Origin of the sequence: Streptococcus sp. 1055, from assembly GCF_013276815.1 — a bacterium.
In the GTDB taxonomy this organism is placed as follows: Bacteria; Bacillota; Bacilli; order Lactobacillales; family Streptococcaceae; genus Streptococcus; species Streptococcus pseudopneumoniae.
Genome location: NZ_VMLT01000015.1, coordinates 1 through 14,003, shown reverse-complemented (window position 1 = coordinate 14,003; position 14,003 = coordinate 1). Strand labels below are relative to the sequence as shown.

Annotated in this window: 17 protein-coding genes and 2 pseudogenes; 4 read left to right on the top strand and 15 right to left on the bottom strand. The window is 39.6% G+C overall.

Annotation, left to right across the window (positions count from 1 at the left end; genetic code table 11):
* Positions 1-23 precede the first annotated feature (23 nt).
* The gene (locus tag HT699_RS01715; protein WP_138705910.1) at positions 24-1,343 is read right to left on the bottom strand and encodes a CapA family protein; all 1,320 of its coding nucleotides are present in this window, start codon (positions 1,341-1,343) and stop codon (positions 24-26) included.
* Between the two features lie 325 nt (positions 1,344-1,668).
* On the opposite strand from HT699_RS01715, the gene def reads away from it, so the two are divergent.
* Both def and rlmB read left to right on the top strand, forming a co-directional pair.
* Entirely contained in the window at positions 1,669-2,280 is a 612-nt protein-coding gene (gene def, locus HT699_RS01710) for a peptide deformylase (protein ID WP_001272952.1), read from the top strand.
* 44 nt (positions 2,281-2,324) lie between these two features.
* Entirely contained in the window at positions 2,325-3,053 is a 729-nt protein-coding gene (rlmB, locus tag HT699_RS01705) for a 23S rRNA (guanosine(2251)-2'-O)-methyltransferase RlmB (RefSeq protein WP_000855765.1), read from the top strand.
* A 38-nt stretch (positions 3,054-3,091) separates the two neighbouring features.
* Here rlmB and trxB read toward each other — a convergent pair whose 3' ends face one another.
* The 7 genes from trxB to HT699_RS01670 form a co-directional block, all read right to left on the bottom strand.
* Positions 3,092-4,003 (bottom strand): thioredoxin-disulfide reductase, encoded by a 912-nt coding sequence (gene trxB, locus HT699_RS01700; protein ID WP_000272299.1) that lies wholly within the window; start codon positions 4,001-4,003, stop codon positions 3,092-3,094.
* A gap of 65 nt (positions 4,004-4,068) precedes the next feature.
* The gene (locus HT699_RS01695; protein ID WP_000926599.1) at positions 4,069-4,293 is read right to left on the bottom strand and encodes a DUF4059 family protein; all 225 of its coding nucleotides are present in this window, start codon (positions 4,291-4,293) and stop codon (positions 4,069-4,071) included.
* Between the two features lie 77 nt (positions 4,294-4,370).
* A complete protein-coding gene (locus HT699_RS01690) occupies positions 4,371-5,114 on the bottom strand; it encodes an amino acid ABC transporter ATP-binding protein (protein ID WP_000590965.1) in 744 nt (247 codons plus the stop codon).
* Positions 5,114-5,914 carry an amino acid ABC transporter permease gene (locus HT699_RS01685; protein ID WP_001103446.1) on the bottom strand — a complete coding sequence of 267 codons (801 nt, stop codon included), beginning with the start codon at positions 5,912-5,914 and terminating at the stop codon, positions 5,114-5,116. Before HT699_RS01685 ends, HT699_RS01690 begins: the two co-directional genes overlap by 1 nt.
* 157 nt (positions 5,915-6,071) lie before the next feature.
* On the bottom strand, positions 6,072-6,428 hold the full coding sequence (locus HT699_RS01680; RefSeq protein WP_023934080.1) for an arsenate reductase family protein: 357 nt from the start codon (positions 6,426-6,428) through the stop codon (positions 6,072-6,074).
* 5 nt (positions 6,429-6,433) lie between these two features.
* Positions 6,434-6,952 carry a methylated-DNA--[protein]-cysteine S-methyltransferase gene (locus tag HT699_RS01675; RefSeq protein ID WP_023934081.1) on the bottom strand — a complete coding sequence of 173 codons (519 nt, stop codon included), beginning with the start codon at positions 6,950-6,952 and terminating at the stop codon, positions 6,434-6,436.
* A complete protein-coding gene (locus HT699_RS01670; protein ID WP_000405855.1) occupies positions 6,952-7,446 on the bottom strand; it encodes a GNAT family N-acetyltransferase in 495 nt (164 codons plus the stop codon). The genes HT699_RS01675 and HT699_RS01670 overlap by 1 nt, the downstream gene beginning before the upstream one ends.
* Positions 7,447-7,580: 134 nt before the next feature.
* On the opposite strand from HT699_RS01670, the gene HT699_RS01665 reads away from it, so the two are divergent.
* Both HT699_RS01665 and HT699_RS01660 read left to right on the top strand, forming a co-directional pair.
* A complete protein-coding gene (locus HT699_RS01665) occupies positions 7,581-8,027 on the top strand; it encodes a DUF1836 domain-containing protein (protein ID WP_000858721.1) in 447 nt (148 codons plus the stop codon).
* Positions 8,024-8,671 carry a hemolysin III family protein gene (locus tag HT699_RS01660; protein WP_001097999.1) on the top strand — a complete coding sequence of 216 codons (648 nt, stop codon included), beginning with the start codon at positions 8,024-8,026 and terminating at the stop codon, positions 8,669-8,671. The genes HT699_RS01665 and HT699_RS01660 overlap by 4 nt, the downstream gene beginning before the upstream one ends.
* A gap of 239 nt (positions 8,672-8,910) precedes the next feature.
* Here HT699_RS01660 and pdxT read toward each other — a convergent pair whose 3' ends face one another.
* The 7 genes and pseudogenes from pdxT to pduL all read right to left on the bottom strand — a co-directional run bounded on the left by pdxT (position 8,911) and on the right by pduL (position 13,683).
* On the bottom strand, positions 8,911-9,492 hold the full coding sequence (pdxT, locus tag HT699_RS01655; RefSeq protein WP_172934047.1) for a pyridoxal 5'-phosphate synthase glutaminase subunit PdxT: 582 nt from the start codon (positions 9,490-9,492) through the stop codon (positions 8,911-8,913).
* Positions 9,493-10,368, bottom strand: a complete 876-nt coding sequence (gene pdxS, locus HT699_RS01650) for a pyridoxal 5'-phosphate synthase lyase subunit PdxS (protein WP_023939837.1) — start codon at positions 10,366-10,368, stop codon at positions 9,493-9,495.
* Between the two features lie 208 nt (positions 10,369-10,576).
* Positions 10,577-11,261 (bottom strand): annotated as a pseudogene (locus HT699_RS11620) (transposase); the annotation flags it as partial.
* A gap of 195 nt (positions 11,262-11,456) precedes the next feature.
* Positions 11,457-11,628, bottom strand: a pseudogene (locus HT699_RS11615) (IS630 family transposase); the annotation flags it as partial.
* A gap of 209 nt (positions 11,629-11,837) precedes the next feature.
* The gene (locus HT699_RS01640) at positions 11,838-12,167 is read right to left on the bottom strand and encodes a PqqD family peptide modification chaperone (protein ID WP_230554368.1); all 330 of its coding nucleotides are present in this window, start codon (positions 12,165-12,167) and stop codon (positions 11,838-11,840) included.
* Positions 12,168-12,293: 126 nt separating this feature from the next.
* Entirely contained in the window at positions 12,294-13,085 is a 792-nt protein-coding gene (locus HT699_RS01635; protein WP_172934046.1) for an ABC transporter permease, read from the bottom strand.
* Positions 13,086-13,104: 19 nt separating this feature from the next.
* Entirely contained in the window at positions 13,105-13,683 is a 579-nt protein-coding gene (pduL, locus tag HT699_RS01630) for a phosphate propanoyltransferase (RefSeq protein ID WP_000405172.1), read from the bottom strand.
* Between the last annotated feature and the right edge of the window lie 320 nt (positions 13,684-14,003).

The following is a 14,003-nucleotide window of genomic DNA, read 5'->3' as shown; positions in this document are numbered from 1 at the left end:
GTTTCGCAGGAAGTCTATTCAAGCTAATCCCACTTCAATCCCACATGTTCGTTCATTTCTTTATAGGCTGTATCAATTCGTTCCTTAGTCGCTTCATCTAACTGGTCACGATGACTGCCACCCTCGATAAAATCTTCCAAGATATAGGTTTGATAATGATATAAAGGATAGCCTTCTGGTGAAAAGGTTCCCTTTGGTGTTCGATTGACCCAAGTAGGATGAGCTTTAGCTGTTCCGATAGTTGTTTTTCCATCCTTCTTCTTAATGGTTACATCCATGAGAACGCCACGTTCAGTCCACTTAGCATTTTCTTCATCTCCCATAGATTCAATCCGTTGATTGGAAATGAAGTTCCCCATTGAATAGATAATGAGTTTCTTGTCTCCATCTTTTTCAACCGTTTCAGATGGTTCAACAACGTGAGGATGCCCTCCAAAGATGATATCCGCCCCCCAATCAATTATCTTGTGATAAAGAGCTTTTTGTTCTTCAGTTGGTTCCAATCGATACTCAACACCCATCTGAGGCATGATAATGGTGATATCCGCTTCCTTCTCTGCACGTTCAATTTCAGACTTCATCTTATCTTCGTTTAAATCTGAAAGATAACGATTATAGTCTTCCTGAGCAATATACTGTTCAATGCCATTGAATCCATAGGAATAGGCCAAAAGAGCAACCTTGATACCATTCACTTCCTTAATGACCAGCGGAGCCTGATCACGTGGTTCGTGCGTATAAACTCCGATTGGAGTGATTCCAGCTTTCTCAATAATATCGGCCGTTGAAATAACTCCTTCAATTTGCGAATCCAAAATATGATTATGAGCTAAATCTAGCACATGATAACCTGCATCCTTAATGGCATCCATAACTTCAGCAGGAGCATTAAAGAGAGGATAACCTGCTAAATAATGATCCTTATTGATGGTTCCTTCAAAGTCACCAATAGCTAAGTCTGCTTGCTTGAGCCAAGGAGTCACATACTCAAAATTCTCATGAAAGTCATAGGTACCGTCTTCTTTTTTAGCTGAAAAGAAAAGTCCATCGTGGTAGAGCAAATCCCCATTAGCCATAATTCTGGCAGTTTTTTCCTCTTCCTGCTCCTGAGACTTTTGCTTAGTCCCCTCTTGAGAAATAGTATCTCGTTTTTGACTGGTTAAAGGGATTCCTTGGAAACTTTCAACCAACAAGACCAAGCCCATTGATAAAGCAACTGCTAGCAAGAGTACCGCCACAAATCCTTTATTGCTCCACCTGCGATAACTCCTAAAAAAGTTTACCAAGCCCTTCATAAAACGAAAAGCTAAACCACCCTGATTCCGATTTTGTCTTCTTTTCATCTTCATTCTCCCTACTTTCTTATGCAAGCCTTTTCTTTTTATTATAACACAGATAAGGATTTCTTTCATAATTGATACTCTTCGAAAATCTCTTCAAACCACATCAGCGTCTCCTTACCGTATATATGTTACTGACTTCGTCAGTTCTATCCACAACCTCAAAACGGTGTTTTGAGCAACCTGCGGCTAGCTTCCTAATTTGCTCTTTGATTTTCATTGAGTATGAATTGAACTTCCTATCTATTTTCTATAAATCCTAAAGGCTATAATACTTTCAATCCTTGACATTTTGTGATATCATGTAGAGGTAATGAAAGGAGAGAAAATGTCTGCAATAGAACGTATTACAAAAGCTGCTCACTTAATTGATATGAACGATATTATCCGCGAGGGGAACCCAACTCTACGCGCAGTTGCTGAGGAAGTTACTTTCCCCTTATCTGATCAGGAAATCATCCTTGGCGAAAAGATGATGCAATTCCTTAAACATTCCCAAGATCCTGTCATGGCTGAAAAATTGGGACTCCGCGGTGGGGTTGGACTGGCTGCTCCTCAATTGGATATCTCAAAACGCATTATCGCTGTTTTGGTACCTAATATTGTTGAAGAAGGCGAAACTCCGCAGGAAGCCTACGACTTGCAAGCCATTATGTACAATCCAAAAATCGTCTCTCACTCTGTTCAAGACGCTGCTCTTGGTGAAGGAGAAGGTTGCCTGTCTGTAGACCGCAACGTGCCTGGCTATGTTGTTCGCCATGCCCGCGTTACTGTTGACTACTTTGACAAAGATGGAGAAAAACACCGTATCAAACTCAAAGGCTACAACTCCATTGTTGTTCAGCATGAAATTGACCACATTAACGGTATCATGTTTTACGATCGTATCAATGAAAAAGACCCATTTGCAGTTAAAGATGGTTTACTGATTCTAGAATAAAGAAAATCCCGTTGCAAGACGGGGTTTTGTGTTATAATAGAGGCATGAAAACAAATGATATTGTCTATGGCGTCCACGCCGTTACCGAAGCCCTCCTTGCAAATACTGGAAACAAACTCTACCTCCAAGAAAATCTCCGAGGTAAGAATCTTGAGAAAGTCAAGGAACTGGCTACAGAAAAGAAGGTGTCCATTTCTTGGACCTCAAAAAAATCCCTCTCTGAGATGACTGAAGGTGCTGTCCACCAAGGTTTTGTTTTACGAGTGTCCGAATTTGCCTATAGCGAGCTAGATCACATCCTTTCCAAAACACGCCAAGAAGAAAATCCTTTGCTATTGATTCTGGATGGTTTGACTGACCCTCACAACCTAGGATCCATCCTGAGAACAGCCGATGCGACCAATGTTTCAGGTGTCATCATTCCCAAGCACCGTGCTGTAGGTGTTACCCCCGTCGTTGCCAAAACGGCCACAGGTGCTATCGAGCACGTTCCCATCGCCCGAGTGACCAATCTGAGCCAAACTCTGGACAAAGTCAAGGATGAAGGCTTCTGGACCTTTGGAACGGATATGAACGGTACTCCTTGCCATAAGTGGAATACAAAAGGGAAAATCGCCCTCATCATCGGAAATGAAGGAAAAGGCATCTCTAGCAACATTAAAAAACAGGTCGATGAAATGATTACCATTCCCATGAATGGCCATGTTCAAAGCCTTAATGCCAGTGTTGCTGCGGCCATTCTCATGTACGAAGTTTTCCGAAACAGACTATAAAAAAGTTTCCAGTCATCTGATTGGAAACTTTTTTATGATTAACTATGTTCTGTGATAAATTTATAGGCTTCTTGACCAGCGATAGCTCCATCTCCAACCGCTGTTGTTACTTGGCGAAGGTCTTTCTGGCGAACATCTCCAACTGCAAAGATACCGTCAACTGCAGTTTTCATGTGGTTATCTGTCACAATCCAGCCTGCCTGATCTTGGATATTCAATTCTTTAACAAAATCGCTAAGAGGGTCCAATCCAACATAGATAAAGACGCCACCGAAGGCTTGTTCTGTCACTTGACCTGTTTTCACATTTTCAAATACGACAGATTCTACTCGGTTTTCACCCTTGATTTCCTTCACTACAGAATCCCAGATAAAGCTGATTTTCTCATTCGCAAAGGCGCGGTCTTGTAAAACCTTTTGAGCACGAAGTTGGTCACGACGGTGAACAATGGTAACAGTCTTAGCAAAACGAGTCAAGAAGAGGGCTTCTTCAACAGCTGAATCTCCACCACCAACTACCAACAAATCTTGGTCACGGAAGAAAGCACCATCACACACAGCACAGTAAGAAACACCACGACTGTTCAGTTCTTCTTCTCCAGGTACTCCCAAAGGACGGTGTTTAGAACCAGTTGCTACGATAACGGTACGAGTTTCATATGTTTGGTCGTCAGTCATCACTTTCTTAAAATCACCATGGTCTTCGACATTTTCAACATATCCATAAATGTGCTCAACACCGAGATTTTCAAGCGGTTCAAACATCTTTTCTGCCAATTCAGGTCCACTAATATTAGCATATCCTGGGTAATTTTCGATATCAGATGTATTATTCATCTGACCACCTGGCAGACCACCTTCAATCAAAGCTACTTTCAAATTGCTTCGAGCAGCATACAAGGCTGCAGTCATCCCTGCAGGTCCAGCACCGATAATAATAGTATCGTACATATAGTTTCCTTCTTTCTTGTTGTAACTATCTTTATTCTAACTCTTTCTTGTCAATCACGCAAGGATTATGCCTTGAAAACAAGAATTAAACTCATAACCGCAAAGGATAATACTGGAACAACCAAGACCCCAATCATAATCATATCATAGAGATGGGCTTGGCGAGCCTTGGCTGTCTTATCAACTCCCGACATGGCTCTCAGTCCAATCCAAATTCCTAAAAAAATCAGGACGAGGATGGTGGTTAAGATCAAACTCTCGAAATATAAAGAAAATAGTTGCAGTAGCATGATTTCTCTCATTTCTATCTTTTTTAAAGAGTAAACTCAGCTAGTCCAGCTAACTGAGTTTTTCTTTATCTATTATATCAAATATAAGTCCGTTTGTAACTAGCGAAGAATTCTTTTGTCCGCTCTTCTTTAGGATGGTGGATAATCTCATCTGGTGTTCCAGACTCGATGATTTTCCCCTTATCTAAGAAGAGAATCTTATCAGCCACTTGGGCTACAAAGGACATGTCATGACTGACCAAAATCATGGTCTGACCTGACTTAGCAGCATCTGCAATAGACTTCTCTACTTCACCGACCAATTCTGGGTCAAGGGCTGAAGTTGGTTCATCTAAGAGCAAGACATCTGGTTTCATAGCAAGCGCACGCGCCAAGGCAACCCGTTGCTTTTGTCCACCTGATAAATGGCGAGGGTAATGGTTTTCACGATCAGAAAGCCCAACCTTAGCCAACTCTTCCTTGGCAATCTTAGTCGCTTCTTGGTCAGATAATTTCTTGACAACAACCAAGCCTTCTTTCACATTATCAAGTGCTGTACGGCGCTCAAACAAATTAAACTGCTGAAATACCATAGATAACTTGCGACGTAGGGCAAGGATTTCTTCTTGAGTGATTTTAGAAAAATCAACCGAGAAATCATCAATCTGAATCGAGCCACTATCAGGTGTTTCAAGATAATTGAGACTGCGAAGAAAGGTTGATTTTCCAGCTCCTGAAGAACCAATCAAGGCTACAACTTCCCCTTTTTGAATATCCAAGTCCAGATGATCCAAGACAGTCTGTCCTGAAAAGGATTTGCTTAAATTCGAAATCTTAATCATTAACGAAGGTCTCCTTTCACATCTGTTTGCACTGTATCTGGTGCAGAAATAGCCATTTTTCTCTCGATGAAACGACCAAGGCTCTCAATTCCGATATTGACTACCCAATAAACAAGAGCAACGGAGATGAAGCGCTCAAAATAACGATAATCGGCACCACCCAAAATCTGAGCTTGGGCAAAGACTTCCACAACACCCGCACTAAAGGCTAGGGAAGTTCCCTTGGTCAAGCCGATGAGGGAGTTAATCAAGGTTGGAGTTGCCACAACTGCTGCATTTGGAATAATCACTCGTCGATAAACTTGCGCTCGGGTCATACCCAGACTGCGTGCCGCCTCAATCTCACCAGGGTTAACTGAGAGAATGGCTGCACGAATGGTTTCACTAGCATAAGCTGCCTCATTAAAGGCAAAGGCGACAATCGCAAAAGCAGCGGCTGGAATCGCATTGATATTGAGACCAGTTCCCCATTGCTGATTGAGAGCTTTCAAAGCCAAAGGAATTCCGTAGTAGGTCAACATGAGCTGCACTAAAATCGGTGTCCCTTTTAAGAAACTAACAAAGAAGGCCTGCAAGGGATATAAAATCTTGACACGATTGATCTTCACAATGGCAAAAAGAAGCGCCAAAACCAAGCCAAAAAAGGCACCACCAATTGTCAACATAATCGTTGTTGGAAGTTGTTGAACAATTCTCGGAATTCCATCAAAGACCGAACGCAAGCTAAAAAGCTTGCCATCCGGAATCAATTGCATCAAGTTTTGATACCAATCTGATGCTAAAATCGTTGTAACATTCATAAAAACATCCTCTCCTGATAATGATTCATTCTACCATACTTCTGCCGTCAATGAAATTATTTGCTACGGTCAGATACAGTCTTTGTCTACCTACTAGTTTATCATACTTTAAAACAGGGAGGTTATATATTTTATCTATCAGAGAGATAAGTAAAAACTATTTCAATCCCAATTCTTCATAAGGTTTTCGATAACCGATTTGTTTAACAGTTCCATTTTCTACTAAAATTGGCCGTTTTAACAACATGCCGTCGCTTGCTAGCAACTCAGCTGCTTCTTGGTTTGACAGACTTCCTACCTTATCTTTTAACCCTAATTCACGGTATTTGATTCCACTGGTGTTAAAAAATTGCTTCAATTCAAACCCTGAGGTTTCCAGCCAGTTTAAAATAACTTCTTGGCTAGGTGTTTCTTCGGCGATATGGACGGCTTTGTAGTCCACACCGAGTTGGTTTAATTCTTGTTTTGCTTTTTTACAAGTTGAACATTTTGGGTATTCGATAAATTCTAACATGTCTTTCACTTTCTATTATTTATATCTTTAAAATCTGCGCCTTCATACTCCAAGAGCCAGGCTTTCTTTTCCACTCCTGCGGCATAACCAGTCAGACGCTTGCCTGCTCCCAGCACACGGTGACAAGGTACTAGAATAGACCAAGGATTGCGTCCTACCGCTCCACCAATTGCTTGAGCAGAAGGCACTTGCAGGTCTTGGGCTATTTGCCCATATGTCACTGTCTGACCATAAGGAATTCCCTGTAAATAGTCCCAAACTCGCTTTTCAAAATCCGTTCCAATTGGAGCCAAGGGCAAGTCGGATAAATCCTTAGGCTTGCCTTTAAAGTAAGCATCTAAGCAAGTAATAACTGGGTCTAAAATGGGATGACTAACAACTGCTTCTATCGTCTCATCTCCTAGTCCCCTCTCAAAATGCTTCTGCTCCTGAACCCAAATTCCATACAAATAATGGTCATCAGCTACGAGAGAAAGGGAGCCAATCGGCGAAGAATAGAGCATTTTTACATACTTCTTTTGCATTATTTCTTTAATTTTTGATAGGCCAAGCGTTCGCCATCAACTGGAACCTTACCAACCTGTTTAAAACCGAGTTTTTCAAAAATATGCTGCATAGCTTTGTTTTCAGCATGCGTATCTGAGCGAAAATCTAGATAATCAAAACCTTCAATCAAGCCCTCTAAAAAGGTTTGAGCAACTCCCTGTCCCTGCACATCTGCTGCCACAGCAATACGGTGAAAGACTAGGTACTCTGACTCCCCAACTTGCCAGTTGCCTTCATAAATGGCTTCATAGGCTGCCTCTGGACTCTTGGTCACAGCAGCATAGGCTAGTAGTTCTCCCTCTTCCAAGGCTACATAGGCTTGACCTGAGATAATATCTTCAATAATAATATCAGCATTTGGATAACCATTTTGCCACTGGTCACTACCAGCATCCGCTAAACATTTTTTAGCATCCTCCATCACTTGCATGATGTCATCTACTTCATTTGGAAAAGCTAAACGAATCTCCATCTTTTCTCCTCATTTCTGACTAGTTTCTCCCATCCTAGCATAATTTAAGTCTTTCTACAAGCAGTTAAAACTTGACTTTCTGTTTTTGTTATTTTATAATCTAGTTATTAAAACTAGATAAAAAGGAGTTGAAAATGAAAACTACCTTTTCCTACCCAAAATGGGCAGAAATTCCAAATATTGACCTCTATCTGGACCAGGTTTTACTCTATGTCAATCAGGTCTGTGCCCCTATCTCTCCTGATAAAGACAAAGGCTTGACAGCATCTATGGTTAACAATTATGTCAAACATGGTTACCTGACAAAACCTGACAAGAAAAAATACCAACGTCAACAGATTGCCCGTCTGATTGCTATCACAACCCTCAAGTCTGTATTTTCGATTCAAGAAATCGCTCAGACACTGAATACTCTACAAAGTCAAGCAAGTTCAGAGCAACTCTACGATGCTTTTGTGAACTACATGAACCAAGGAATTGACCCAGCTAACCCTATCATCCAAACCAGCTGCCAAACCGTTAAACTCTATCATCAAACCCTAGCCTTAATCCATCATACTCAAGAGGAGGTAATCCAATGAACACTAGTCTTAAACTCAGCAAACAACTCAGTTTCGGAGAAGAGATTGCTAATAGTGTGACCCATGCTGTGGGTGCAGTCATCATGCTCATCTTACTCCCTATTTCATCCACCTATAGTTACGAAGCACATGGCTTTTTATCCTCTATCGGCGTTTCCATTTTCGTTATCAGTCTCTTTCTCATGTTCCTCTCATCCACCATTTACCACTCTATGGCCTATGGTTCGACCCACAAATACGTCTTGAGAATTATTGACCATTCTATGATTTATGTGGCTATCGCAGGCTCTTATACGCCAGTCGTCTTAACCTTGATGAATAACTGGTTTGGCTATCTGATTATTGCTATCCAATGGGGAACGACCATCTTTGGTATTCTCTATAAAATCCTTGCTAAAAAAGTCAATGAAAAATTTAGCCTTGCTCTTTACCTGATTATGGGCTGGTTGGTTCTGGCTATCATTCCTGCCATTATCAGTCAAACGACACCAATTTTCTGGAGTCTCATGGTAACTGGCGGACTCTCTTATACAGTTGGGGCTGGATTTTACGCCAAGAAAAAACCTTATTTCCACATGATTTGGCATCTCTTTATCCTAGCTGCGTCCGCACTCCAATACATCGCCATTGTTTATTACATGTAAAACTCTAAGCAGGCAGAGCCTGCTTAGAGTTTTATAATCGAATTTCCTAAAGAGGAAGCAATATGAAAGCCGTCATTGCTTGTGCTCATAAGATCTTCAGAATCATTTACAAACTACTCTCCACCAAGCATACTTATCAAAAAGAAAAGGCGCTAGGACTGAGGAAACATTTCTAACGCAAAAACTAAAAAAATTTCAATTATAGTATAGCACAGGAAGTGATTTTTTGCGCTTTTTTACTATCTTTTTTCTTCACATATATTTATAAAGTACTGGTGCAAGCTTACATCATCAGTCAATTCAGGATGAAAAGAAGTTACCAACATATTTTTTTCTTGGGCTGCAACGATTTGATTATTCACTGTTGCTAGAATTTCTACATCTTCTCCAACACTGCTGATAATTGGACCACGGATAAAGGTCATTGGAATCTGACCAACTCCCTTACATTCTGCTTCCGTATAGAAACTTCCTAGTTGGCGTCCATAGGCATTGCGCTCGACCACCATATCCATTGTTCCAAGATGACTCTCGTCCTGAGAAGTGATATCCTTAGCCAGCAGGATCAAGCCCGCACAGGTTCCAAAGACTGGTAAACCAGATAAAATAGCTTCTCTTATAGGAGTCATCATATGTTGATCTCGTAAGAGCTTGCCCATGGTTGTAGACTCTCCTCCAGGTAATATCAAGCCAGACAGTTCATTTTGATATTTCTGGAAATCTTCTAAATTTCTGAGTTCGACACTATCGACTCCTAATTTTTCTAGCACTTTTACATGTTCTGCAAAGGCACCTTGCAAGGCCAATATTCCGATTTTCATCTATTTTCCTCTCTCTGCCATGAGAATTTGGATTTCATTTTCATTGATACCAACCATGGCTTCTCCTAAATCTTCAGAGATTTGAGCCAGTATTTGAGGATTACGGAAGTTAGTCACAGCCTTAACAATGGCACTCGCTCGTTTAACAGGATCTCCTGACTTGAAAATACCTGAACCGACAAAGACCCCCTCTGCCCCTAACTGCATCATCAGCGCAGCATCTGCTGGTGTTGCAACGCCTCCAGCTGCGAAGTTTACAACTGGCAATTTTCCATGTTCATGGACATATTGAACCAATTCTACAGGGACTTGCAAGTCCTTAGCAGCAACATAAAGTTCGTCCTCACGTAGGTTTTGAACACGGCGAATTTCCTGATTCATCATACGCATATGGCGAACAGCTTGGACGATATCCCCTGTCCCCGGTTCTCCTTTGGTACGAATCATAGAAGCTCCCTCAGCGATACGACGCAAGGCTTCACCCAAGTCCTTGGCACCACAAACAAAAGGAACTTGGAATTCTTTCTTGTCCACATGGAAACGGTCGTCAGCTGGAGATAGAACTTCACTCTCATCGATATAGTCAATTTCAATAGCCTCTAAAATCTGAGCTTCAACAAAGTGCCCGATTCTAACCTTGGCCATCACTGGAATACTAACCGCTTCTTGGATTTCCTTGATCATCTTTGGATCACTCATACGGGAAACACCACCAGCTGCACGAATATCAGCTGGAATCCGTTCCAAGGCCATCACAGCTGCCGCACCTGCAGCCTCCGCAATACGAGCTTGCTCAGGATTTTGAACATCCATGATGACCCCACCTTTGAGCATCTGCGCCAAGTTTTTATTTAATTCATAACGATTTTCAGTCATTTGTTGTATCCTCATCATTTGTATTGGTAGCTACCATTTCATTTTAAAATAGAACAGAGTGAATCACAAGATAAAAAAAGAAGAATTGTGTGGGTACAGATTGAATCGAGTAGGGGCTAAGACTAGTCCCTCTCACACCACCGTAGGTGCCGTTCGGCATAGGGCAGTTCAACTAATACTCATATCTATTTTCAAAAAGCATTCTGGTTCATTCTCTTTTAACGATGGACTTTACAACACTCCTCTCTAATCCTTGTATGATCTCTTGAAATGTATCAATGCCAGCTTCCAAGGTTTGAAATGCTTTATTCTGGAAGCCACCTTCACCAAGCTCTTTCTGCATCTGTTCAATAGGATTCATCTCTGGCCTGTATGGGGGAATAAAGGGAAAGCCAATATGATTTGGAATAGTTAAGCTACTTGATGGATGCCCTAGGGCATGATCCATGACTAGTAAAATAAAATCAGTTGGATAGGCCTGTGACAGTTCTTGTAAACAAGCTTTCCTCCATTCAGTATGGCATCCTCCGGCAAGCAGGAAAAAGGATGCTCCTCTATAAGCATCAACAGCTCTCTAACAGTAAGAGAATTCATGCACGGAATGACTATGGACAGGAGGACCTATTCCTTTAGGTGGCTAACAAGATCCTAGTTTACTGCCTATCCGAAACCAGCCTCATCTTTGATGCATGAACCCAAGCTTACGAAAGCATCTACTATCTTTAAAGCGTTTTCTTACCTTCTTGAATAGAGATGGGATGTTTAGACGCGGCAATGGTTTGAGCGCCTGCTTTCTTAGGACCTAGGGCAACAGTGCGCCAGCTATGTCGCTTCAACAGTTGACAGAAAGCATCACCTGTGTAGGAACGACTAATCTCCTTTTGATAGGACTGAAGAAATGGAGTATCACTAAACCTCCTGAGAAACAATCTCTAGAACACTTGTCCTACAACGGCCTGTATATCCTAGTCCGGTACGTTATAAGCAATGAATTCATTTTTATTACAATTCAATCTAGATTTTGCAGGAAATCTACTGTAACAACTTCCTCTTCCTCTGAAGTTTTCAAATGACCGGAAAACTATCTATTCCTTGACTGTCATATAAACGTGGTTACAACCACCACGTCTTTCTTGAAGGAGAGAGTCCGAACCTAACTCCTCATCCTTCTTTAAATTTCACCAAACTACAGTCTAGACGCTCTATCATCTCTTGATAGGATTTTCCCATCAAACAAAGCAGAACGATTGGAAGACTTTGTGTTAGAGGCTTAGTAAGGTCTTTAAAGAGAAAGGTGATTTCTTGTTTAGCTAATTTCATGTTACTATCGTACAATGCTTTTTGAAGTATGTCTAGTATTAACCACTCTTTTCATCACCCCACTACAAGTTGATAAAGAGCCACAAAACTTCAAGACTTTTCTAAGTATTTTCGATATAAGCATTAAATATATTTCAGAAAAAGCAACATTAACCTCCCTTAACTGAAACAAACTCAAGTTCACTAAATTGGTTAATAATTCTTTTCAAGTCTTTATCTGCTTTTTTCTCTGACACATCATATTCAGATGTTAATTTTCTCAATAAGTGGTCATATGAAATTGAAGTATCAATTTTAGACCATATAAAAAGATTTCTCTCTCCATCACTTATAACATTGATTTTACTTCGAGTATCCTTTAAATTATCATTAATATCAATTCCATTAATTGTAATTTCTCCTGAATCTTGTTTTAGAAGCGTTGTCATCATTTTTATTAAGGTTGTTTTGCCTGCCCCATTTTCTCCTAAAACTCCAATTATTTTTCCTCTTGGAATTTTTAATGAAACATTATTAATAGCTTACTTTTTCTTTTTAGTAAATTAATCTTCGTTTTTGTAAGATAACTTTTAGATACATTTTTTACTTCTAACATCGGAATTCTCCTAAATTGTTAAATATTCGATCACTTTCTTCTCCACCTTTTTATAGCTGAGCAAGCCAATCACAATAAAAACTAATGAGAGAAGTAAAACTTTAAAAATCAATAGACATAGTTGAAGCGATTCCAAATCTCCAGAAGATATTAGTCTAACTATCTCTAAGCCATAAGTAATTGGTAATAAATCACCAACACATTTTAGAAAATCAAGAAGCACTGTCCTAGGAAATGTAACACCAAATACTAAAAATATCAAAATAAATAACGTATTCTGACTTATAAATGTATCTCTTAACCAGAGCATTATGTTAGCAACAAAAACACTCATAGAAAATGATATTAAAACAATAACAACATAACTCAACAGCCAATAGGATATTGGAGTTGCCATGAACTTTGCACCGAGCAAAATAGAAATAATAAAAAGTGAACAAAACTCCATAAAAGTTCTTCCAAGCTGTTCAATGAACACGCCTATATAATAGCTGAAAATACTATATGGAGTTATAAATAAGCTTTCCAAGGTTCCCTCTCGGACCTCAACCATCAATGAACGCCCTACATTCATCAAAATAGCAACAGCAACATTGTAGTAAAGCATCCCAGCAGCAGCGAAAGTAAAATAATCAATCACTTCTACTTGACTAACTACTAATTTGTTATTAAAAAGATAATGAGCAATTAACCAATACCCTAAAAGCTGAAAAATGGCATCTAACAATCGATTCAGGAATAGAGCTACTGGAAAAAATCTAGTATACATTTGCAAATTTCTAATTATTAATGCCTTAATCAACTTTCGATAATCTCCATTTCTACTCTTTTATAATCGTGCCAATCTCACCTCCTGATAAAAGAAGTGCATTCGCATCATCAGTATCAATATGCATTTCCAATCTATATTTATCACTCACTCTGCAATGAACATCATGCAAAGTAGCACTTTTTTCGCTTTTTACTTCAACAGAAACTATATCTCCATTTTTAAGACCCATTTCCTCAGCTTCTTCTGTGGCAAAGTGAATATGTCTATTAGCAATAATGCACCCTTCATCTAAATTAACTCTTCCATTAGGTCCTATAATGGTAATCGGTGAAGAGTTTTCAATCTCACTCGAAGTACGTACTGGTGGAGTTATCTTTAATAATCTAGAATCTGTTTTAGAAACCTCAACTTGTGTATAAGGACGAATTGGTCCTAATACCCTGACACGATTAATCTCGCCAGATGCCGACTGAATTGTAACCTGTTCTTCAGCAGCAAATTCACCAGGCTGATACAAATCTTTTAACTTGTTTAGTTGGTATCCTTCACCAAATAAAATATCTAAATGCTCCCTCTTTAAATGAACATGTCTAGCAGAAATGTTAATGATTACTTGATTAATTTCCATGATAATTTATCTCCTTTTCCTATTTATAATACCATATTTTTTTCTGATTCATTATACTCAAAATGAATCAAAGCCTCTTTATTCAGATACATACCCTCTTCATTGAGTAAATGATTCAAATCAGAGTTCCATTGTGACGGTTTATCTCCTATACTTTCTAAGTTCTCAACAAAAGTATAGATATAAAAGTTTGTTGCTCTATATTTTTCACCTCCTATATTAAAATCTCTAAATAGGCTTATTGCTAATATTTTATAGTTGCTTAGTTTCAAACAAGCATGTTATAATAAAGCTATGCATGTAGTACAGATTTTAAACAG